The organism is Ruminococcus turbiniformis (assembly GCF_020687545.1).
GTDB lineage: Bacteria > Bacillota > Clostridia > Lachnospirales > Lachnospiraceae > Mediterraneibacter > Mediterraneibacter turbiniformis.
In genome coordinates this window covers 61,216-81,635 of sequence record NZ_JAJEQX010000013.1, presented here as the reverse complement: position 1 = coordinate 81,635, position 20,420 = coordinate 61,216, and the positions used below count along the sequence as shown (strand labels likewise).

Here is a 20,420-nt window from a genome sequence, read left to right as displayed (position 1 = left end):
CGAAAAACCACGAAAACAGGCAGCAGAAAAAAATAACAGGAGGAGAATAATTATGAAGATGTCTTTTAGATGGTACGGAAGTTCTGACCCGGTTTCCCTTGAGTATATTTCGCAGATCCCGGGAATGCACTCGATCGTATCATCGGTATACGATGTAAAGCCCGGAGAGGTGTGGCCGGAGGAGAGTCTTGCCAAGATGAAGGCTGACTGCGAGGCTCACGGCCTTGTGTTCGACGTGGTGGAGTCCATACCGGTGTCCGAGGATATCAAGCTTGGAACAGAGAAGAGAGACGCCCATATCGACGTTTACTGCGAGAATATCCGCCGCTGTGCGAAATACGGCATCAAATGCGTGACATACAACTTCATGCCCGTATTTGACTGGACACGTACACAGCTTGACAAAGAAGCTCCGGACGGATCTACAAGCCTTGTAATGTACTGGGATCAGATGAAAGGGCTTGACCCGCTGAAAGACGACATCAACCTTCCCGGATGGGATGCAAGCTACACACAGGACGAGGTACGCGATCTGATTAGAGCGTACGGCGAGATCGGCGAGGAAGGCCTGTGGAAGAACATCGAGATTTTCTTAAAGAGAGTGATCCCTGTAGCGGAGGAATGCGGCGTTGTCATGGCACTTCATCCGGACGATCCGCCGTATCCGATCTTCGGACTTCCGAGAGTGATCACATGCGAGGAAAATCTGGACAGGTATCTGTCGATTGTGGATTCTCCGTCCAACGCTCTGTGCCTGTGCACGGGATCTCTCGGCTGCGCGAAACTCAATGACATTCCGGCAATGGTCCGCAAATATTCCTCCATGGGACGGATCGGATTCATGCACATGCGCAATGTCATGATTATGGAGGACGGCTCCTTTGAGGAGAGAGCTCACCTGTCATCCTGCGGATCGCTCGACATGTACGAAATCACAAAAGCACTTGTGGAGACAGGATTTGACGGATATGTACGTCCGGATCATGGAAGAATGATATGGGGCGAGACCGGAAAACCGGGATACGGCCTGTATGACAGAGCGCTCGGGGCCGCTTACTTAAACGGACTCTTTGAGGCGTGCGGGAAGGCAGTAAAGTGAGAAATACGCGGCGCGCGGATAAACAGCGGAAAAAAGAAAACAATTTTTAGAAGGAGAATTTGAGATGGAAAAAATGTACTCAACACAGACCTCACCGGAAAAGTATGTGTGATTACAGGCGCAGGCGGAGCGATCTGCGGCATGTTTGCCGAGAAGCTTGCAGCTGCGGGAGGAAAGGTTGCAGTTCTTGACTTAAACGGAGAGGCTGCGCAGAAAGTAGCGGACAAGATTACAGCAGACGGCGGAACTGCGAAAGCATATGTGGCAAATGTGCTCGACAGGGCAAACCTTGACCAGGTGCACGAGCAGATTCTGGCGGATTTCGGTCCCTGTGACGTGCTGATCAACGGGGCAGGCGGAAATAATCCCCGTGCGACAACAGACAACGAATTTCACTATGAGGCGGAGACAATCGAGAACTGCAAGACATTCTTTGATCTGGACAAGGACGGCGTAGAGTTTGTGTTTGCGCTGAACTGGCTTGGAACACTGCTTCCGTCACAGGTATTCGCGGCAGATATGATCGGAAGAAAGGGAAATATTTTAAATATTGCTTCCATGAACGCGTACACGCCGCTTACAAAGATTCCGGCGTACTCTGGCGCAAAAGCTGCGATCGTGAATTTTACTCAGTGGCTTGCAACCTATTTTGCAAAATCAGATATCCGCGTGAATGCCATTGCTCCGGGATTCTTCGTCGGAAACCAGAACCGTGCGCTTCTGTTTAAAGAAGACGGAACGCCGACTCCGCGTACGGAGAAGATCCTCGCAGGCACACCGATGGGACGGTTCGGCGAGCTGGAAGAGCTTGTCGGCGCGGTGCTGTTCCTGATCAACAACGATGCGGCAGGATTTATCACGGGCGTATGTATTCCGATTGACGGAGGATACGCGGCGTATTCTGGAGTTTAGGATTCACCTTCCGCGCCGTGTCTGCAGCGGGAACGAGACTGCAGATGAGTATGCGGTTTCCTGTCTGCCGCGGGTGCGGTGCGGGAAGGAAATGGGCAGGGAGGAATGTTATATGGAAGAGAAAAATTCTGGCGGAAAGGGCGAAAGAAACCCTGCCGATAAAAATCCGATTCAGGTTGCGGACCGGCTGTTCGGAGCGCTTGAGATTCTGACTGAGGACGGAAGCGCCGGCCTGATGGACGTAAGCGAAAGGCTTGGTCTGAATAAAAGTACGGCCCATCGGGTTCTGAATTCCCTCGTCTATATGGGGTACGCGAGACAGGATGAGATAACCGGCAAGTATGAGCCGTCGCTGAAGATTGTAGATATGGCGGGAAAGATCATGAGCAATGTGGATATCGTGCATGTGGTCCGTCCTTATCTGCGCCGTCTCATGGAACAGGCGGAAGAGACCGTTCATTTTGTGGAAAGGGACGGAGTTGAGGCGGTATATATTGATAAGGTAGAGTCGCTGAGAAACGGGATTCAGATGGTTTCCCGCATCGGCAGCAGGATTCCGCTGTACTGTTCCGGTGTGGGAAAAGCCATGGCCGCATACATGGATGAGCAGGAAGTGAGAGAAATATGGGAAAACAGCAAAGTCCATCCCCTGACACCGTATACGATCACGGATTACAATGCGTTTCTTAACGAACTTGAGCGGATTCGGGAAAGAGGGTACGCGCTTGACAACGAGGAAAATGAGAGCGGCGTCCGCTGTATCGCGGTCAGTTTAAGAGAGTATACCGGAAGGCGCAGGTATGCCTTCAGTATCTCTGCTCCGGTTACCCGTATGGACAACGAGAGAATCCGGAAGCTGGCGGAATATATTCTGGAAACAAAAGAACAGATTGAGAAAAAAATCAACGGTCTGCGTGCATGAAAGCTGCGCAGGCCGTTTGGTTATGTATTCATCTTTTTTTAGACGCGGTCATTCTCCGGCCGGGCAAGGGCTGCCAGGATATCCGGAATTTCTCTTGACACCGCGTAGATCTGATATTCCGGCTCGTGGATATCTTCCAGATAATGGGCGTCCGAACAGCAGATAACGCGGCAGTTTTCAAAATACGGATGTTCTCTGCGGATCCGGTGAAGATTTTTAAAATCGTGGAACTCCGCGCAGGTAAATGTGCTTTCTGGAGGGACGAATCCCAGATTAGAGAGCAGGCTTGTGGATGTTTTGTCCACATGGGCCGGGTAGGCGATTCCTCCGCAGGATGCCGCCAGGGAAAATGCCTCGTCAAAGGAGATGTCCGTTGCGTTGATGAGAAGGTTCGGGGCGGTGCCGATGACTTCGTCCCGCTCGTTCATGATCTGCTGTTTTCCGAAGATATCCTCTCGGTTCGGAACCGGCATGAGACGCCGGCTTACGATCCCGTCGAAAGCGAGCGCACTGTCCAGGGATGGAAAAAGGCAGACGACATGAACTTCCTCTTCCGTTGTCAGCTCCATGCCGGGGATTACCGTCACCCCGTAGTTTGCCCCGTGGTACATGGCGGCAGGACAGTTCCTGCAGCTGTTGTGATCGGTCAGGGCAATGACGTCCAGCCCCTTTACCGCTGCCATCCCTACCAGATTGGCCGGTGTCATATCGTCGTCGCCGCATGGGGAGAGACAGGAATGCATGTGGAGGTCGTAGTAAAGCGGCGTCATATTCCGCCTGCCTCATGGATTTCCAGAGCAATGTCAAAGACCGGAAGCTCTGTGGAGAGGACCGCGATCCCTTCCTCGCCGGCCTTTTCCAGAGTGCCTTCGTCCAGCGATACGCCTTCTGCGAGGACGATACAGGCGACGTCGGTCAGCGTGGCGACAGCGAGCGTGTTCCTGTTCCCCATGACAGTAACCCACACGCCGTCGGAGGGAGCCTTGCTCATGGCTATGCTCAAAAGATCACAGCAGAATATACGGGAGATCTCTCTGTCCGGCTGCCCTTTGACAAGCACCCGGCATTCGGGGAGATCAAGGATTGTCTGAAGTTTCATCTTTCTTTCACCTCATTCCTTTCGTTCTTTCGCAGTACCCGGAACTCCGAATGACGCAAGCTCGGAAGTCAGTTCGTGAATATACTGGCGAAGCAGCGCGTCGTCCTCCTCGGAGAGTGCCTTTTCGGAAATTCCGTCCCGGGTAAGATGCTCGATCTTACGGGAGAGATCTGCAATGTTCGAGCGGAGAACGTAAATGCAATCGTTGGGCGCCGCATCCCCGCGCACGATGTCCTCTGCCAGCGTCTGGCATGTGGGCGCGCCGCAGGAACCGCAGTCCAGTCCGGGCAGCATGGCAGTCAGTTTCTCTACATCCCCCATCATCTTCAGGCTTTCCTTAAATGTGTTTCCGAGGCGGAATACGGGTTCATACTCAACATCGCCGGCCCAGAACAGATTGCCAATGTCCGGGTTGTCTGCCAGATGGTTTTTCGAGACGGGCTGGTATTTTGTCAGTTTCTTTGTCTTGTTTGTCGCAATGTAGGCATTTTCCACAGTCAGTGTGCCGCCCACACATCCGCCGTTGCAGGCGCTCAGTTCCACAAACGTAAGTCCCTGGAGCTTCTCGTCTTCCAGTTCTTCCAGAACACGGAGAATGTTGACGATTCCATCCGCCGCCAGATAATTGTCCGTGAAAAGACCGCCGACCTCTCCTCCGGCGTTGCACCATCCGATGCCGATTCTTCCGGAACCGGAGAGCGGTTTGAGCTGGCTCTCATCATGCTTCATATGGGGAAGCAGGAGAGGGTATACGTCTTTTATGGCGATGACATTGTCGATGTTGCTCTTCTCAATACCGAGAGGAGACTTGGCATAAGAGACTTTGGACGGACACGGGGAGATGAAGATAATGCCGATCTCTTCGGGTTTTAGTCCGGTCTTTTTCATGGCCCGGGCACGCGCGATCTCCGCAGCCACCTCCACCGGCGCTTTGATGGGCAAAAGCCGGGAAATCAGGGATGGAAACTTCACCCGGATCAGGCGGATCACAGAGGGACAGGCCGAGCTGATAAATGGCGTTTCATTGCTGTGTTCCTTTATGTACTCCCTGGAAGCCTCCGAGACAAGCTCCGCCGCGGCGCTGACCTCGTATACGTCGTCAAAGCCGAGCTTTAAAAGGGCGTTAAGAACGATGTCCACATTGGTCAGGTTGTTATACTGCGCGTAGAGCGACGGGGCCGGGAGTGCGACCGTGTATTTGAAATTGTTGATGACGGAAAGCGGGTCGTAGATGGCGATCTTGGCGTGGTGCGGGCAGTAGCGGATGCATCTGCCGCAGTCAATACAGAACTTGTCTATGATGTGCGCCTTCCCGTTGTGTACGCGGATCGCCTGAGTGGGGCAGTATTTGATACAGTTGATACATCCCTGGCAGGCGGATTCCTTCAGCTGTACAGAACGTGTGAATTTGTTGTTGTCCACAGGCGTTTCCTCCTTTCGGCAGAGTTTTGACAGAGTACGGTGTCTGTGAGGCCGCCCGGTTGTTTCGTGCGGTTTTGTGCCGAAGAGCCGGGGCTACAGATGGACTTTCATGGTGATTGTGGTGCCTTCCCCGATGACAGTGTCAATCTTCATCTCATCGGTGTACCGCTTCATATTGGGAAGTCCCATTCCGGCACCGAACCCGAGAGAGCGGACCTCCTCCCGCGCAGTGGAAAATCCCTCCTGCATTGCTTTTTCCACATCCGGGATACCAGGGCCTCTGTCCGCAAGGATCATCGTGATTTCCTCATCGGATACGGTCACAGTGATGGCTCCGCCGTCCGCGTGGATGACCATATTGATCTCCCCTTCGTACATGGCAATGGCAACTTTCCGTATGGCGTCGCTGTCCACGCCGAGCATTTTCAGCTTGTTTTTGACGGCGCTGCTGGCTTCGCCCGCACGGGTAAAGTCATCCCCGTCTATCGTGTAGTTAAAAGTAAGTTCGTCGCTCATCTAAGCACCTCCCCGCAGTCCGTTCTCGTAAAGTATGCCGCAGGTGGTGAACATGAAATGCTCAGTGGCGAGAAGAACGATGGATTTTCCGCGTGCCAGCGCCAGCATATTTTCATCCGGCATCTTTCCCCGGACAAAGATGATGCAGCAGATGTCCAGCATCTCGGCGGTTCGCACTACCTGGGGATTGCACAGCCCTGTGATGAGGACGGAACACTGTCCGCAGTAAGCGAGCACATCGCTCATCATGTCGGCGGAGAAGACAAACTCTACGTCCAGATCGGCAAGCTCTTCTCCGTAGAGAAACTGCGCATCAAGGACTTTTTGCATTTCTCTTATTTTCATAGATCCTCCTGATATTCTGTCTGAAAACTTTATACTTATGGAATCATCATAACATCCGAAGCGGCAAAAAGCAATAATGCACAAAAAACAGAGGTTTTATATGACGAATTTGTGAATAAAATAACAAAAAGAAGGCGGAAGAATGGAAGAAAAAGGAAAAATCGTGTAATGTATACAAAATGTTCATAATAAATGAGTGACAGACTGTGAGAAATTATGATATTATATAGGCAATGAGCACAAAATACTTTCCCGGACCACTGCGGCCAGAATTTTGCTTGCGGCCCGAACCGTACCGGGAAAAAGAGAAATGGAGGTTGAAGAATGGCAGCTAAGAAAGGAACGGTTCCATTTTCCGGGACAAAAGAACAGGAAGAAGCACTTATGCAGGCGATCGCCGAGTTGAAAGATGAAAAAGGTGCTCTTATGCCGATCCTGCAGAAAGCACAGGATATATACGGTTATCTTCCGATTGAAGTTCAGAAGATGATCTCGGACGAAACCGGAATCCCGATGGAAAAGATCTACGGTGTGGCGACTTTCTATTCGCAGTTCACGCTGAATCCGAAGGGAAAATACCGGATTTCCGTCTGTCTTGGAACGGCGTGTTATGTAAAAGGCTCCGGCGACATTTACAATGCTCTGATGGAGAAACTGGGCATCGTAGGCGGAGAGTGTACGCCTGACGGAAAATTTTCACTGGATGCATGCCGCTGTGTCGGCGCCTGCGGACTGGCTCCGGTCATGATGATCAATGACGAAGTCTATGGACGTCTGACAGTGGATGATCTGGACGGCATTCTGGCGAAATACGACTGAGAGTCATGATGCCGGAAATATCTCTGAACATTCTGGACGTGGCCGAGAACTCGGTGCGCGCGAACGCCTCTCTGATAGAGATTATCGTTGACGTACAGCCTGGGGACGACAAGATGACCGTGATGATAAAGGATGATGGATGCGGTATGACAAAGGAGGAGGCCGAGCGGGTACAGGATCCGTTCTATACGACGCGGACGACAAGAAAAGTGGGACTGGGTGTCCCGTTTCTGAAACAGGCGGCGGAGAGCACGGACGGCAGATTTCAGATTGTATCGGAAAAAGGAAAGGGAACAGAAGTAACGGCGGTATTCACACTGTCACATATCGACAGGATGCCGCTTGGAGATATCAGTTCTACCATCCATACGCTGATTGTTTTCAATGAACAGACTGATTTCAGGTATACCTATACATATGGGGAAAAGAGCTTTGTGCTGGACACGAGGGAGATGAGGGAGATCCTCGGGGAAGAGGTGTCTTTTTCCGAGCCGGAAGTGTCCGCCTTCATAAAGGAATATCTGGAGACGAACCGTCAGGAGACGGACGGCGGAGCGGATGTGTAGAGCAAAGAAATGGAGGAATTATATGAAATCTCTTGAAGAACTGCGCGCAATCAGAGCGAAAATGCAGGGAAAGGTCGGTGTCCGCGCCGAGAATGAGAACCAGATCCGCGTTGTAGTCGGCATGGCGACGTGCGGAATTGCAAGCGGCGCAAGACCGGTGCTGACCGCACTTTCCGATGCAGTGCAGGAACAGAATCTGACAGATAAAATCAATGTGACGCAGACCGGATGCATCGGTCTGTGCCAGTATGAGCCCATCGTCGAGGTGATGGAACCGGGAAAGGAAAAAGTGACTTATGTGAAGATGACTCCCGAAAAAGCGCTGGAGGTTCTGCGTCTTCACCTGCTGGGCGGACAGGTAGTGACAAAATACACGTTAAGCGCAGCGCAGAATAACAAGGCAAACTAGGAAAAGGAGGACATAAAATATGTATCGTTCACACGTACTTGTCTGTGGCGGAACCGGATGTACCTCCTCCGGAAGCCAGAGGATCAGGGAGAGACTGGAGAAAGAGATCGCGGCCAACGGGCTTTCTGAGGAAGTCGGAGTGGTAAAGACCGGATGTTTCGGCCTGTGCGCACTGGGCCCGATTATGATTGTATACCCGGAGGGGACATTCTACTCGATGGTTCAGGAAGAGGATATTCCTGAGATCGTATCTGAACATCTCTTAAAGGGAAGAGTTGTGACACGCCTCCTCTATGATGAGACGACGAAGGCGGATAAGATCATCCCGCTCAATGAGACAAATTTCTACAAGAAACAGCACAGAGTTGCTCTTAGAAACTGCGGAGTGATCAATCCTGAGAATATTGACGAATATATCGGAACCGGCGGATATGAGGCGCTTGGGACCGTGCTGACGGAGAAGACGCCGGAAGATGTGATTCAGATTCTTTTAGACAGCGGCCTTCGCGGAAGAGGCGGCGCCGGATTCCCGACCGGGCTTAAGTGGAAATTCGCGGCGGCAAATGACGCGGATCAGAAATATGTCTGCTGCAACGCCGATGAGGGTGACCCGGGCGCGTTTATGGACCGTTCCATTCTCGAGGGAGATCCCCACGCGGTGCTTGAAGCAATGGCTATCGCGGGATACGCCATCGGCGCTTCCCAGGGATATATCTACGTGCGCGCGGAGTATCCGATCGCGGTAAAACGACTGGAAATCGCAATCAGTCAGGCGAGAGAGTACGGGCTGCTCGGAAAAAATATTTTTGACAGCGGATTTGATTTTGACATTGAGTTAAGGCTCGGCGCGGGCGCGTTTGTCTGCGGCGAGGAGACGGCGCTTATGACTTCCATCGAGGGAAACAGAGGAGAGCCCCGTCCCCGTCCGCCGTTCCCGGCGCTTAAGGGACTGTTTGAGAAGCCGACGATTTTAAATAACGTGGAAACATACGCGAATATTCCGCAGATCATCGTAAACGGACCTGAATGGTTTGCATCCATGGGTACGGAGAAGTCAAAAGGAACAAAGGTGTTCGCTCTTGGCGGAAAGATCAATAATACCGGGCTTGTTGAGGTGCCGATGGGAACGACGCTTCGCGAGATCGTAGAAGAGATCGGAGGCGGCATCCCGAACGGCAAGAAGTTCAAGGCGGCCCAGACCGGAGGACCGTCCGGCGGATGTATCCCGGCGGAGCATCTGGACGTTCCGATCGACTACGATAACTTAAAGGAGATCGGTTCCATGATGGGATCCGGCGGACTGATCGTCATGGATGAGGATACCTGTATGGTGGATATCGCGAAATTTTTCCTTGAGTTTACTGTGGATGAGTCCTGCGGAAAATGTACGCCGTGCCGGATCGGAACGCGGCGCATGCTGGAGATCCTTGACAAGATTACAAAGGGGCAGGCGACAATGGAGGATCTGGATAAGCTGGAAGAACTCTGTTATCATCTGCAGTCCAACTCCCTGTGCGCGCTCGGTCAGACGGCGCCCAACCCGGTACTCTCCACACTGAGATATTTCAGGGATGAGTATATCGCCCATATCGTGGATAAGAAATGTCCGGCGGGAGTCTGCAAGGATCTGCTTCAGTACAGGATCGATCCGGACAAGTGCAAGGGCTGTACGCTCTGCGCGAGAACCTGTCCGGCGGACGCCATTATCGGCAAGGTAAAGGAAGTACATATGATCAACCCGGAGAAATGCTTAAAGTGCGGTGCCTGCATGGAAAAATGCCGGTTCGGCGCAATCTACAAAGAATAAGGGAGGGTAGAGAAGATGGAAAATGTGAATTTAAAAATCAACGGCATAAATGTCACCGCACCGGCGGGCTCTACAATCCTGGAAGCAGCGCATGCGGCGGGAATCAGAATCCCCACTCTCTGCTATTTGAAAGAGATCAACGAGATCGGCGCATGCCGCATGTGCGTGGTGGAAGTAAAGGGAGCGAGAAACCTGGTGGCAGCCTGTGTACACCCGGTGTCCGAGGGCATGGAAGTGCTGACAAATACGCAGAAGCTTCTTGATTCCAGAAGAAGAACACTGGAGCTGCTTCTGTCGAACCACGACAAGAAATGTCTCTCCTGTGTCAGAAGCGGACACTGTGAGCTGCAGGAGCTCTGCCAGGAGCTGGGCGTTGAGGACGAGAACTATTTCGCGGGCGAGATGCCTCACTATGAGCTGGACGAGAGCGCGGTACATATGGTGCGCGACAACAACAAGTGTATCCTCTGCCGCAGATGTTCCGCAGTCTGTGAGAAGGTGCAGACCGTGGGCGTGATCGGCCCGAACAACAGAGGATTTGCCACATTTATCGGCTCCCCGTTCGAGATGGGATTAGGAGATACGAGCTGTGTATCCTGCGGCCAGTGTATCGCCGCATGTCCGACAGGCGCGCTCTATGAGAAAGACAATATCGACGATGTGCTCGCGGCGATTGCCGATGAGACGAAGCACGTAGTCGTACAGCCGGCTCCGTCCGTGCGCGCTGCGCTTGGAGAAGAGTTCGGCTATCCGATGGGAACGGACGTGGAAGGAAAGATGGCCGCCGCGCTTCGAAGAATCGGATTTGACAAGGTGTTTGATACAGATTTCAGCGCGGACCTTACGATTATGGAGGAGGCTCACGAGTTCCTCGACCGTGTGAAAAACGGAGGCGTTCTTCCGATGATGACCTCCTGTTCACCGGGATGGATCAAATACTGTGAGCACTATTATCCGGATCAGCTTGCACATCTGTCAAGCTGCAAGTCGCCCCAGCAGATGTTCGGAGCGATCACGAAGACATACTACGCGGAGAAGATGGGAATCGCGCCGGAAGATATCGTCTGTGTCAGCGTAATGCCCTGTACGGCGAAGAAATTCGAGCTGCAGAGAGATGACCAGTATGCGGCGGGAGTGCCGGATGTGGATATCTCCATCACGACAAGAGAGTTGGCGCGTCTGATCCGCAAGGTCGGCATTAACTTCCGAAGCCTTCCGGATGAGGGATTCGATGATCCGCTCGGCGAGTCTTCCGGAGCGGGAGTGATCTTCGGCGCAACCGGAGGCGTTATGGAGGCGGCTCTGCGTACTGCAGTGGAGGAGCTGACCGGCGAGACGCTTGAGAAGGTGGAGTTTGAGGAAGTCCGCGGAACGGACGGAATCAAGGAAGCAACTTACAATGTGGCCGGAATGGACGTAAAAGTTGCGGTTGCATCGGGACTTTCCAACGCGAAGATTATCATGGATAAGGTAAGGGCCGGAGAGGCAGACTACCACTTTATTGAGATTATGTGCTGCCCAGGCGGCTGCGTCAACGGCGGCGGACAGCCTCAGGTACACGCGGATGTGAGAAACTTTGAAGACGTGAAGGCGATCCGTGCGAAAGCGCTGTATGACAACGACGCGGCGAAGACGATCCGGAAGTCTCACGAGAACCCGTCTATCAAGCGGGTTTACAGTGAGTATCTGGGAGCGCCGGGAAGCGAGAAAGCGCATCATATTCTGCATACAAGTTATGTGAAGAGAACGATCAACTAATATTCGGGGACGTAGTGAAATTTCATTCTGCTACGTCCCCGATTGCATTTCAGTGTGTCCCTAATTGCGGATTGCCCTGTCCCTTTTTCGAATTTGATATGTCCCTAAATGTAATTTCTTGTGTGTTCAGTGCAGAAATGCGGCCTTTACAATAAAATAGCGGCAGAGATTGGAAAAGTATTGAATTCAAAAGAATAAAGAATTTTCTTTAACTCTATATTTTTCGGGGAAATTTATAAGAAAAAGACCCAAAAAGGGACAGGGGTATCATCGAAAAGGGACAGGGCAAACTTCAATTGGGGACGTAGCAGAATCGAATTTCACTACGTCCCCAAATATTAAATTTTAATTCTCGGATACAGATTCGCGATCCCTCCGTAGTAGTTAAAGAATGCCAGATAAGCGTCATCTACGCATTCTTCATCTACAGCCCATGCGAAGGTGCATTTCAGTGTCTCACCGGGCTGAAGCTCGGCAAAGCCGACGTGCTGCTTTCCATTATCCGTAAACTGCTGTACGCTTTGGTAGAGCGGAAGTCCCTCTGTGCTGACTGCCTGTGTATAGGCGGATGTTGTCGGCCGGCAGTAGTAAGGTGAATAATGTCCGTTCCCGCTGTCTGAGAGGAGTTCAAGTGCCGGCTCTATATAGAACTCGGATGCGGTATCACCGGTGTTGGTGATCTCAGCTGTGGCCACGATGAATTTTGATCTGATGGTGGATATCTCATCTTCCTGAATTCCTTCTGATGTTTCAAGATACCGGTCGTGTGGAGAGAGAGTTCCGTCTTCATTCAGAAGCGGTGCAATGATGGTGTCGTAATCCGGGATATAATTCTCCTTTGGATATTCGTCCAGGGGGAGAGAATCCATGACCTGGATATCCGTTACTTTATAAGAGACTGTCTCAGGTTCAATGTCTGCAACGAGTCCAGACTCTGCATATGCCGCCGGCTTGGGCGGGGTAATCTCGTCGCCGATTCCATAGAACCAGCTGTCATCAATCGTCTCGGCCAGGTATGGCTGTCCGTTTTAAAGATCAGCCCGGATCTGTTCAAGTTCCTCATCGGACGGATAAGGAACCGTCTCGTCGAGAACCGTGATGTCCAGTCCGCGGAGCACATTCAGCGCCTCATCCTCCGGCAGACCTTTTCCGTCAAGAAAAATGTGAACGGCATAGCCGAATTCCTCGTTGAAAAGGAAGGCGTTCTGGATGACAGTGTCATCGTCTGTGTATTTACTTTCCTCGCTGAACATATCCGCACGCATTCCGCTGATGTCCGTTGTTTCCACAAATGAGCTGCTGTCAAACATGCTGTGGAGCGTATCTGGCTGTGTTTCGGAGATGGCATAGAGCTCCGCAGCGTTGTACGTGATAACGGTCAGTTCTCCATCTGTGGCGTCATTGTGCCATTTGCCGTCATAAGGTCCTTCTTCCTGACAGACATACCCGTCCGGCACGTAGGTGGGAGAAGCGCTGATCGTATGGGCTGTTCCTGTGGAATCCGGCTGCACGGAAATATTATACTGCATTCCCTCATCTGTCGTTTCAAGCTGTACGCTTAAAAGCCTGACCGCGGCAAATGCGGTAAGCCCGAGACCGGCTGTGACTGCCGCCGCAGCCGCCACGGCTGTCCATGCTTTTCGCTTCCTGCGGCGCGTGAGACGGGGGTGCGTATCTGGAACGGAGCCGGCGTTTCCTTCTGTAATCCCTGTTGTGATCCGTTGGCATGTGTCGTCGATTCTCTGCTCGACAGAAGCCGGGATCTGCGTATCCTCTTTCAGAATGCGTTCGATCTCTTTCTGGTCAAATTCTCTGTTCAAAACATGTCCTCCTTTTTCATACATGTATATTTCAGTTCCTTTTTTCAGTGGTACAGTGCAGTGTATTTTGTGATATGTCTGGCGGTCCGTTCTCTTCAGAAAGAAGCGTTCTGCCCGGACCAGACTGCCCGGAACTTGCTTCTGCCCCGTGAGAGGCGGGATTTTACTGTATTTTCCTCCATATCGAGGAGCTGCGCGATCTCACTGACTTTGAAGCCTTCCCCGTAGTAGAGGAGGAGTACGGTTCTGTATTTCTCATCAAGCGAGCACATCAGTTCTTCAAACTCGCAGTTTTTGAGCTCTGCACATGGCGCGCCCTGATCAGGAAAGATCTCGACCGGACTCTCTTTCCGGTTCTTCCGTATGATGTCGATACATTTATTGATCAGGATGCGGATCAGCCATGTGCGGAAGTATTCCGCCCTTTTCAGGTTGGGTAGAGAACGGTACGCTGTCTCGATGGTGTCCTGTATGGCATCGGCAATATCGTCCTCGTTTGAAAAATAGCTGCGGGCTATTTTGTACATGCTCTGCCGGCTGCCTTCGATCAGTTCGACAAAAGCGTTCGGATCACCTTTTAATGCTTTTCGCACGAGATATTCCAGACTGATTCCCCCTCTTTTGTGATTTTGGTTCATGGGTGTGATTCCCCTTTCTTTTCCCCTTTGTTTTCTTCCTGGCGTGCCCGCCGGCGCTTTGCATTTCAGAGGCGTGCCCGCCGGCACTTCACGGAAATTTCTGTGCATCCGTCATGCATTGTGCCAGGATGGAAGAGCTGTGCGGCTGCAGCCTTGCTGCTCTTAACTGTTAGACGGATGAAAAACGCCGGATGGTTGCAGGGTATTTCAAAATTTTTCTTCTGAGGACAGCGGGGCGGACAGAGATATTTTTATTGTCTGCCGGAACCGTCAAGCTCCGCCAGAGGAAGAATCTCATATCCCATCTCCTCCCACTTTGTCAGCAGTTCATCCAGAATCTGCGCGTTTGTGGCGGAAGTGCTGTGAAGCAGGACAACCGCGCCCGGGTGGATCCTTCCGAGAAGCTTATCAAACGCTTCTTCCCGGGTTGGCTGATCATCGTCATACCAGTCTACATAGGCAAGGCTCCAGAAAAAGGTCTGATATCCTAGCTCCTGTGCCATCTTCAGATTTGTCTCGCTGTAGATTCCCCGGGGCGGACGGTAATATTTCTTCATCCTTTCACCTGTAATTTCAAAATATTTCTCATCCACATAGGAGAGCTCTTCCTGAAATGACTCCATATCCGAAATCTGCGACATATCCGGGTGATGCCATGTATGGTTGCCCACGGTATGGCCTTCCTCTGCCATTCTCCGGACGAGTTCGGGAGCAGAGTCCACATATGCGCCGGTCAGGAAAAACGTGGCGGATACGTCATGTTTTTCCAGTGCGTCGAGTATTTCCTCAGTATATCCGTTTTCGTACCCTGCGTCAAAGGTCAGGTAAAGCACTTTTTCTTCTGTCTCCTGAATATAATATGCGTTGTACTGCGCCAGGTCGGAGGCAGTGGCATTTCCCACCGGAGGTTCTCCGTCCTTTTCAAAACTTAATCCCCAGCTCCCTTCTGAAGCCGCGGAGACCCTGCTCTCTTTTCCGTTGTCTGTGAGGAAGCCGACGGCACTTCCGAGAAGAAAGGAGAAGAAAAATAAAACTGCTGTCAGAATTGTTTTCTTTATCATGTTTTACCCTGCCGGCTGCGAAGTGTTTTTACTATGTGTATGCCGCAGGAGGCAGAAGAATGAGAGAATCGTACCGGGCGTATCAGGTAGACATTTTGAAGAAAGGAGAGTACAATGTGAGAGGGAAAAACCGGCCTGCAAAAGAGCGGGCGGAAACTAAAAAAGAGCGGATGAAATGGAGCAATTGTCATGGAACGTTCAGTTTTATTTTTTGATATTGATGGTACACTTTTAAGCGAGATCACCGGGAAGATTCCGGAAAGCGCGAAAGAAGCGCTTGCGGCAGCGCGGAGAAACGGCCACAGGCTTTTTATCAATACGGGGCGGACAGTGAGCAGTATCCCCGCGGAGATCGGAAGGCTTTCCTTTGACGGTTTCCTGTGCGGATGCGGGACGACGGTGATTTATAAGGATGAGGAGATCTTTTCTCGCCATCTGTCGGAAGAAAGAGGGCGTGAGCTCATTGAAAAACTGCGGGAATGCAGTCTGGGAGCTGTTGCAGAAGGACCTGAGGATGTCTATTTCCCGGGATATATCACACGGTTTGACAGTCTGGAGACGACAAGGCGCTATTTCCGGGAGAAGGGAATGGGGCTGGAGAAGACGCTGGAGTACGGCGGTTTTGTGTATGACAAGCTGCTTGTCTATGCGGACGGGAACAGTGATCTGGAAGGGTTCCTGCGGTTTGCTGATGCGGACATGGAGGCAATCGACCGGGGCGGCAGTGTGTACGAGGTTGTACAGAAGAATTATTCCAAGGCGACGGCGTGCGAATATATTCTGAATATGCTTGAGATACCGAAAGAGCGGGCATACGTGTTCGGCGACAGCAGCAATGACCTGTCCATGTTTGAGTATGCCGATCACGCGGTTGCTATGGGAAAGCATGACGCAGTGCTTGAACCCCATACAGAATTTATTACGCGGGCGGTGGAAGACGATGGAATCGCCCATGCGCTGAAACATTACGGACTGATTTAAGGCAGCAGTTTTATGAGCCGAACACCGCGGGCTGAACTGTTGGGGCCAAACTGCTGCGATTCAGGAGTCCGCGCCAGAAGCGGAAATTTCAGAATGAGGTAAGGAACGATGAAAATATTTGTATATAATTACAGGGAGTTTGACGAGGCGGTTTATTTTCAGAAATTTTCAGAGGAGTTCGGGGTGGAGCTTGGCATCTGTACAGATGCTCCTACACTGGAAAACGCGCATCTTGCCGCAGGATATGAATATGTGAGCATTATCACATCGAAGATTGACAGAGAGCTGATGGAAAAGTTTCATGAGCTTGGAGTCAGGATGATTTCCACCCGTACGATCGGGTATGACCATGTGGATATCGATACCGCGAAAAGACTTGGAATCCATGTGAGCAATGTGACGTACTCCCCGGAGTGTGTGGCAGACTACACAATCATGCTGATGCTTATGTCCATCCGGAAGATGAAGCGGATCATGCAGAGAGAAGAGATCAATGACTTCTCCCTGCCGGGCATTCAGGGAAGCGAGCTTCCTAACTTTACAGTGGGAGTGCTCGGGACGGGGCGGATCGGCCGTTCGGTTATCCGGGATCTGACCGGATTCGGATGCAGGATTTATGCCTACGACAAATATGAAAATGATGAGGTGAAAGAGCACGCGCGGTACGCTGATCTGGATACGATCTACAGAGAGTGCGATCTGATTACGCTGCATATGCCTCTTCTCGAGGACAATTTCCATCTGATCGATGCGGAGGCTGTCGGGAAGATGAAGGATGGTGTTGTCATCGTAAATACGGCCAGAGGCGGACTGATTGACACGCGGGCACTGATCGACGGGCTGGAGTCGGGAAAAATCGGCGCCGCCGGGCTGGACGTGATCGAGGATGAGTTCGGAATGTATTACTATGACAGAAAGTCAGACATCCTGAGCAAGCGGGACCTCTATATCCTCCGGGGATTCCCGAATGTGATCGTTACGCCGCATATGGCGTTTTACACAGATCAGGCGGTAAGCGATATGGTAAAACATTCTCTGATGAGCTGCATCATGCACGCGGAGGGCAAAGAAGATCCGTGGGCTGTAGTGTGATATTGTGATATAGGACGAGATGTGGATTTCATCCGGACGTGAAGGAAAAGACTTATGTGCAGGAAAAGGCTTATGCAGCTTTACTTCGGTGTATAAGTATGTTATGATATATTACAAAAATATTAAATAAATTAAGGAGATGTTAAATGATACGGATAAGCGATCTGGTGAAGACATTTGACGATACCTGCGCTGCGGATCACATTTCACTTGAGATTCCTGAGGGAATCCTGTTCGGACTTCTGGGGACAAACGGAGCCGGAAAGACGACGCTGCTCCGTCTCACAGCGGGAATCCTTGAAGCGGATTCCGGGGAGATCCTGGTGGACGGTGAACCTGCGGGAGCATCAGAAAAAGTCTTTTACCTGCCGGATACTCCATACTACTTTCCAAACGCAACAATAGAACAGATGGCCGGATTTTACGGGAGACAGTACAGGGAGATGGATACAGAAGGGGTTCGCTACATGGCAGAATCGCTGAATCTGGATATGAGACAGCCGATCCGTACGTTTTCAAAAGGGATGAAGCGCCAGGCGTTTCTTATCCTGGCGCTCTGTGCGCGGACGAAATATCTTCTCTGCGACGAGGTGTTTGACGGGCTGGATCCGATCGCGTCGGAAGTGATGAAAAATCTGTTCCGCCAGGAGATGAGGGAGAGGAAGTTCACGGCTGTTGTAGCTTCGCACAGGCTGCCTGAACTTGAGGATATCTGCGACAATATCGCGATTCTTCACAAGGGCGGTGTGGTGACAGCAGGAGATATGCGCATGAAGGCGGAAAATATATGGAAGTTTCAGTGTGTGTTTCACGATGCGGACGACCGGGTCGGCCTGGAGAAAGAGCTGGATGTTGTCAGATGCCATACAGATGTTAATTTTGTGACTCTGATCGTCCGCGGAGACAGAGAAGAGATCCGGACAGAGCTTTACAAGAGACGTCCCGTGTTTGTGGCAGAGGTTCCCATGAGCCTGGAGGAGATCTTTATTGCCGAAATGGAGGTGAAGGGATATGACATCCGCAAAGTGCTTCATTAGCTGGGTGCGCGAGTCGGGCAGGGGCCATCTGGCGGCATGTGCGGGATGGGGAACTGCGGTGCTGTACGGTATTCTCTCTCTGACCCGGCTTAGCTTTGATACGGAAAACACCTTTTTTGGAATTGGAAGCGTTGAGCTGTGGCGCGGATGTGCGGCGCTTGGAATTGTCATGGCGCTTCTGGAGTTCTTCTACCTGCTGCAGCCGGCGAAGCTGGATTTCTATTACAGTCTTCCGGTCAGCAGGAAGACGATATTCTGGAGCAGATATGTGCACGGAATCATCCACGGGGCGGTTCCGGCAGTTCTGGTTATGGCTGCGTGCGGAATATATCAGGCGTCGATTGACACGTCATTTGATCCTTACACAGGAAGCTACACGGGGAAGAGCATATTTGTCTGTGCTGCAGTGTTTTTCTTGTTCTATCATATCGGGATTGCATCACTTACGGTGTGCGGAAATATTGTCTCTGCCGTGCTTGCGGGAGCGGTGCTGACGGCAGGGTTCCCACTTTTGATCCAGGGCGCGTGTATACCACTTTCGGAAAACTATTTTGATGCTTATTACAGAATTCCGTTGACAGAGCTGCTGAATTCTGTACTTTCACCGCTGGACCTGGCCTCAGGACTGTTTGGCAGGGAACTGTATCTGAAACCGAATATTCTTGCATTTTCGCCGGATATCAGTCTGATTCTTGCAGTTTTTGTATGGATTCTCGCGCTGTTTGCCGTGTTTGCTTTCGCACAGAAGGCGCGTCAGACAGAGAGAGTCGGACGGGCGTTCGTCCTTCTTCCTGCGGAACGGGTGGTTGAGACGTGGGTAACCTTTCTGTGCGGAATCCTTGTGTTTTCTTTTTTTACGGAACTGCTCACGGGGACTGCGGGCGCCGGAAACCGTCCGGGAACCGCTGCAATGTCTGCAGCCGGGGCTGCCGCCGTCTGTGTTGGAGTCCACTGTCTGATGGAAGGGATTCTGAAAAAGCCGGGTGCGAAACTGATGCGGAGAAGATGGCAGCTTGCGGGCACCGGGGCAGCGGCAGTATGTGCGGGTGCAGCGTTTGCGGTCGGAGCGCCTGCCTATGACGGCTGGTTTCCGGAGGATGCTCAGGCCGTGGGAATCAGTATCAACGGGCTTGACATGAACTACGATACATACAGAGAAGCGGTGTACGGGGATACTTATGTTATCGACGGGCAGCTTGCGCAGTATGAACTGAGTGGAGAAGGAAAGGCCGCGCTTCTCGGGTGGCTGGAAGACGTGGTCAGAGGCAGCGGTGATGTGCAGACTGCAGGAATGGAGACGACAGGAATGCAGCCTGAGGAAGTGCAGACCTCAGAAACACAGTCGGAGGAAACTTCGGCAGAAATTACCCGCGCGACTGTCTGTTACCGGATGGAGAACGGAACATGCCGCTACAGATCTTACCCGGTGACGGAAACGCAGCTGGCGGCTTTCTCGGCGGTGTATAATACGGAAGAATACAAGACGGCAGCGTATCCGGCGGTGAAGCTTTCCGATGTATCGGAAGACCGGTTCACGTGGAGAGACGGAGTAAAGGACAGGGACCTTCCACTGAATGCGGATGAGAAAGAGGCGCTTCTTGAAGCCTGGAGAGAGGACATTTCCTCTCTTGAGATGGAGGAGCTGTCGGCGGTCCTTCCCTGCGGGTTTGTGAGAATCCGGTCATCCACAGACGGCAGTGCGTCGGATCTTCCCGTGTACCCGTTTTTTGAAAAGACATGCGGACTGCTCGAGAGGTATGGAACGGATACGGGAAATGCACTGGCGGATTACACGATCGATTCGGTGGAAGTGCTGGAAAGCACGCCGGTGCCTGCGAATGTGTCGGGCGGAGTGCATCTGTCTGTCTACGACAAGACCGACGAGATCGCGGAGCTGGCGCAGAAGCTTGTGCCGGATGAGCTTGACATTCAGCCGCTGCTCTGTCCGCTGGAACACACAGGCGATGTGGAAGCTGTGGTGACGGACGAGGAGACAAATTCCCTGATCAGGGTAGACTGTGTGATGAAAAGAGAATAACGGAGACGACAGGATTCTTCCTTTTTTGTAGGAATACCGTGCTATACTGTGGCAGATTACAGTATGGCGCGGTATTTTT

Annotated in this window: 21 protein-coding genes and 1 pseudogene; 13 read left to right on the top strand and 9 right to left on the bottom strand. The window is 51.8% G+C overall.

Annotation, left to right across the window (positions count from 1 at the left end):
- The first annotated feature begins 52 nt into the window (after positions 1–52).
- The 3 genes and pseudogenes from uxuA to LKD70_RS08895 all read left to right on the top strand — a co-directional run bounded on the left by uxuA (position 53) and on the right by LKD70_RS08895 (position 2,933).
- Positions 53–1,099 carry a mannonate dehydratase gene (gene uxuA / locus LKD70_RS08905; protein ID WP_227707675.1) on the top strand — a complete coding sequence of 349 codons (1,047 nt, stop codon included), beginning with the start codon at positions 53–55 and terminating at the stop codon, positions 1,097–1,099.
- A 78-nt stretch (positions 1,100–1,177) separates the two neighbouring features.
- Positions 1,178–2,011: pseudogene (locus LKD70_RS08900) on the top strand (SDR family oxidoreductase); the annotation flags it as partial.
- Between the two features lie 112 nt (positions 2,012–2,123).
- Positions 2,124–2,933: an IclR family transcriptional regulator gene (locus LKD70_RS08895; protein WP_227707673.1), complete on the top strand. Its 810-nt coding sequence runs from the start codon at positions 2,124–2,126 to the stop codon at positions 2,931–2,933.
- Positions 2,934–2,971: 38 nt separating this feature from the next.
- On the opposite strand, the gene LKD70_RS08890 is transcribed toward LKD70_RS08895, so the two are convergent.
- The 5 genes from LKD70_RS08890 to LKD70_RS08870 form a co-directional block, all read right to left on the bottom strand.
- Positions 2,972–3,703, bottom strand: coding sequence for a PHP domain-containing protein (locus LKD70_RS08890; protein WP_227707672.1), 732 nt, complete (start codon positions 3,701–3,703; stop codon positions 2,972–2,974).
- On the bottom strand, positions 3,700–4,032 hold the full coding sequence (locus LKD70_RS08885; RefSeq protein WP_227707671.1) for a DRTGG domain-containing protein: 333 nt from the start codon (positions 4,030–4,032) through the stop codon (positions 3,700–3,702). Before LKD70_RS08885 ends, LKD70_RS08890 begins: the two co-directional genes overlap by 4 nt.
- 12 nt (positions 4,033–4,044) lie before the next feature.
- Positions 4,045–5,454, bottom strand: coding sequence for a [Fe-Fe] hydrogenase large subunit C-terminal domain-containing protein (locus tag LKD70_RS08880; protein WP_227707670.1), 1,410 nt, complete (start codon positions 5,452–5,454; stop codon positions 4,045–4,047).
- A gap of 93 nt (positions 5,455–5,547) precedes the next feature.
- Positions 5,548–5,970, bottom strand: a complete 423-nt coding sequence (locus LKD70_RS08875) for an ATP-binding protein (protein WP_227707669.1) — start codon at positions 5,968–5,970, stop codon at positions 5,548–5,550.
- The gene (locus LKD70_RS08870; protein WP_227707668.1) at positions 5,971–6,315 is read right to left on the bottom strand and encodes a DRTGG domain-containing protein; all 345 of its coding nucleotides are present in this window, start codon (positions 6,313–6,315) and stop codon (positions 5,971–5,973) included. It abuts the gene before it with no gap.
- 324 nt (positions 6,316–6,639) lie between these two features.
- Here LKD70_RS08870 and LKD70_RS08865 point away from each other — a divergent pair, with 324 nt between their 5' ends.
- From LKD70_RS08865 to LKD70_RS08845, 5 genes are read left to right on the top strand one after another with little or no spacing between them, the layout of a single operon-like run.
- Positions 6,640–7,134 (top strand): NADH-quinone oxidoreductase subunit NuoE family protein, encoded by a 495-nt coding sequence (locus tag LKD70_RS08865; protein ID WP_227707667.1) that lies wholly within the window; start codon positions 6,640–6,642, stop codon positions 7,132–7,134.
- Between the two features lie 8 nt (positions 7,135–7,142).
- Positions 7,143–7,700, top strand: a complete 558-nt coding sequence (locus tag LKD70_RS08860; RefSeq protein WP_456115013.1) for an ATP-binding protein — start codon at positions 7,143–7,145, stop codon at positions 7,698–7,700.
- Between the two features lie 22 nt (positions 7,701–7,722).
- Entirely contained in the window at positions 7,723–8,109 is a 387-nt protein-coding gene (locus LKD70_RS08855; protein WP_227707665.1) for a (2Fe-2S) ferredoxin domain-containing protein, read from the top strand.
- 19 nt (positions 8,110–8,128) lie between these two features.
- Positions 8,129–9,916 carry an NADH-quinone oxidoreductase subunit NuoF gene (gene nuoF, locus LKD70_RS08850; protein WP_227707664.1) on the top strand — a complete coding sequence of 596 codons (1,788 nt, stop codon included), beginning with the start codon at positions 8,129–8,131 and terminating at the stop codon, positions 9,914–9,916.
- Between the two features lie 15 nt (positions 9,917–9,931).
- Complete coding sequence (locus tag LKD70_RS08845) at positions 9,932–11,674, top strand: NADH-dependent [FeFe] hydrogenase, group A6 (RefSeq protein ID WP_227707663.1); 1,743 nt, start codon at positions 9,932–9,934, stop codon at positions 11,672–11,674.
- Positions 11,675–12,012: 338 nt separating this feature from the next.
- Here the strand turns inward: LKD70_RS08845 and LKD70_RS08840 are convergent, their stop codons facing one another.
- From LKD70_RS08840 to LKD70_RS08825, 4 genes are all read right to left on the bottom strand, one after another.
- Positions 12,013–12,543 (bottom strand): hypothetical protein, encoded by a 531-nt coding sequence (locus tag LKD70_RS08840; RefSeq protein ID WP_227707662.1) that lies wholly within the window; start codon positions 12,541–12,543, stop codon positions 12,013–12,015.
- 159 nt (positions 12,544–12,702) lie between these two features.
- On the bottom strand, positions 12,703–13,494 hold the full coding sequence (locus tag LKD70_RS08835; protein ID WP_227707661.1) for a DUF4367 domain-containing protein: 792 nt from the start codon (positions 13,492–13,494) through the stop codon (positions 12,703–12,705).
- Positions 13,495–13,589: 95 nt separating this feature from the next.
- Positions 13,590–14,132, bottom strand: coding sequence for an RNA polymerase sigma factor (locus LKD70_RS08830; RefSeq protein WP_320442595.1), 543 nt, complete (start codon positions 14,130–14,132; stop codon positions 13,590–13,592).
- A 251-nt stretch (positions 14,133–14,383) separates the two neighbouring features.
- Positions 14,384–15,193, bottom strand: a complete 810-nt coding sequence (locus tag LKD70_RS08825; RefSeq protein ID WP_227707660.1) for a polysaccharide deacetylase family protein — start codon at positions 15,191–15,193, stop codon at positions 14,384–14,386.
- Positions 15,194–15,252: 59 nt separating this feature from the next.
- Here LKD70_RS08825 and LKD70_RS08820 point away from each other — a divergent pair, with 59 nt between their 5' ends.
- The 5 genes from LKD70_RS08820 to LKD70_RS08800 all read left to right on the top strand — a co-directional run bounded on the left by LKD70_RS08820 (position 15,253) and on the right by LKD70_RS08800 (position 20,341).
- The gene (locus LKD70_RS08820; RefSeq protein ID WP_227707659.1) at positions 15,253–15,408 is read left to right on the top strand and encodes a hypothetical protein; all 156 of its coding nucleotides are present in this window, start codon (positions 15,253–15,255) and stop codon (positions 15,406–15,408) included.
- Positions 15,383–16,174 carry an HAD-IIB family hydrolase gene (locus tag LKD70_RS08815; protein WP_227707658.1) on the top strand — a complete coding sequence of 264 codons (792 nt, stop codon included), beginning with the start codon at positions 15,383–15,385 and terminating at the stop codon, positions 16,172–16,174. Before LKD70_RS08820 ends, LKD70_RS08815 begins: the two co-directional genes overlap by 26 nt.
- Before the next feature lie 108 nt (positions 16,175–16,282).
- Positions 16,283–17,266: a D-isomer specific 2-hydroxyacid dehydrogenase family protein gene (locus LKD70_RS08810; RefSeq protein ID WP_227707657.1), complete on the top strand. Its 984-nt coding sequence runs from the start codon at positions 16,283–16,285 to the stop codon at positions 17,264–17,266.
- Between the two features lie 146 nt (positions 17,267–17,412).
- Positions 17,413–18,303, top strand: a complete 891-nt coding sequence (locus LKD70_RS08805; protein ID WP_227707656.1) for an ABC transporter ATP-binding protein — start codon at positions 17,413–17,415, stop codon at positions 18,301–18,303.
- Positions 18,278–20,341, top strand: a complete 2,064-nt coding sequence (locus LKD70_RS08800) for a DUF6449 domain-containing protein (protein WP_227707655.1) — start codon at positions 18,278–18,280, stop codon at positions 20,339–20,341. Before LKD70_RS08805 ends, LKD70_RS08800 begins: the two co-directional genes overlap by 26 nt.
- Positions 20,342–20,420 lie beyond the last annotated feature (79 nt).

What these genes read in the sequence shown, in the direction of transcription:
- uxuA (WP_227707675.1), top strand. Translation starts at nt 53, where the DNA reads ATGAAGATGTCTTTTAGATGGTACGGAAGTTCTGACCCGGTTTCCCTT.
- LKD70_RS08895 (WP_227707673.1), top strand. Translation starts at nt 2,124, where the DNA reads ATGGAAGAGAAAAATTCTGGCGGAAAGGGCGAAAGAAACCCTGCCGAT.
- LKD70_RS08890 (WP_227707672.1), bottom strand. Translation starts at nt 3,703, where the DNA reads ATGACGCCGCTTTACTACGACCTCCACATGCATTCCTGTCTCTCCCCA.
- LKD70_RS08885 (WP_227707671.1), bottom strand. Translation starts at nt 4,032, where the DNA reads ATGAAACTTCAGACAATCCTTGATCTCCCCGAATGCCGGGTGCTTGTC.
- LKD70_RS08875 (WP_227707669.1), bottom strand. Translation starts at nt 5,970, where the DNA reads ATGAGCGACGAACTTACTTTTAACTACACGATAGACGGGGATGACTTT.
- LKD70_RS08870 (WP_227707668.1), bottom strand. Translation starts at nt 6,315, where the DNA reads ATGAAAATAAGAGAAATGCAAAAAGTCCTTGATGCGCAGTTTCTCTAC.
- LKD70_RS08865 (WP_227707667.1), top strand. Translation starts at nt 6,640, where the DNA reads ATGGCAGCTAAGAAAGGAACGGTTCCATTTTCCGGGACAAAAGAACAG.
- LKD70_RS08860 (WP_456115013.1), top strand. Translation starts at nt 7,143, where the DNA reads ATGCCGGAAATATCTCTGAACATTCTGGACGTGGCCGAGAACTCGGTG.
- LKD70_RS08855 (WP_227707665.1), top strand. Translation starts at nt 7,723, where the DNA reads ATGAAATCTCTTGAAGAACTGCGCGCAATCAGAGCGAAAATGCAGGGA.
- nuoF (WP_227707664.1), top strand. Translation starts at nt 8,129, where the DNA reads ATGTATCGTTCACACGTACTTGTCTGTGGCGGAACCGGATGTACCTCC.
- LKD70_RS08845 (WP_227707663.1), top strand. Translation starts at nt 9,932, where the DNA reads ATGGAAAATGTGAATTTAAAAATCAACGGCATAAATGTCACCGCACCG.
- LKD70_RS08840 (WP_227707662.1), bottom strand. Translation starts at nt 12,543, where the DNA reads ATGGATTCTCTCCCCCTGGACGAATATCCAAAGGAGAATTATATCCCG.
- LKD70_RS08830 (WP_320442595.1), bottom strand. Translation starts at nt 14,132, where the DNA reads ATGAACCAAAATCACAAAAGAGGGGGAATCAGTCTGGAATATCTCGTG.
- LKD70_RS08825 (WP_227707660.1), bottom strand. Translation starts at nt 15,193, where the DNA reads ATGATAAAGAAAACAATTCTGACAGCAGTTTTATTTTTCTTCTCCTTT.
- LKD70_RS08820 (WP_227707659.1), top strand. Translation starts at nt 15,253, where the DNA reads ATGAGAGAATCGTACCGGGCGTATCAGGTAGACATTTTGAAGAAAGGA.
- LKD70_RS08815 (WP_227707658.1), top strand. Translation starts at nt 15,383, where the DNA reads ATGGAACGTTCAGTTTTATTTTTTGATATTGATGGTACACTTTTAAGC.
- LKD70_RS08810 (WP_227707657.1), top strand. Translation starts at nt 16,283, where the DNA reads ATGAAAATATTTGTATATAATTACAGGGAGTTTGACGAGGCGGTTTAT.
- LKD70_RS08805 (WP_227707656.1), top strand. Translation starts at nt 17,413, where the DNA reads ATGATACGGATAAGCGATCTGGTGAAGACATTTGACGATACCTGCGCT.
- LKD70_RS08800 (WP_227707655.1), top strand. Translation starts at nt 18,278, where the DNA reads ATGACATCCGCAAAGTGCTTCATTAGCTGGGTGCGCGAGTCGGGCAGG.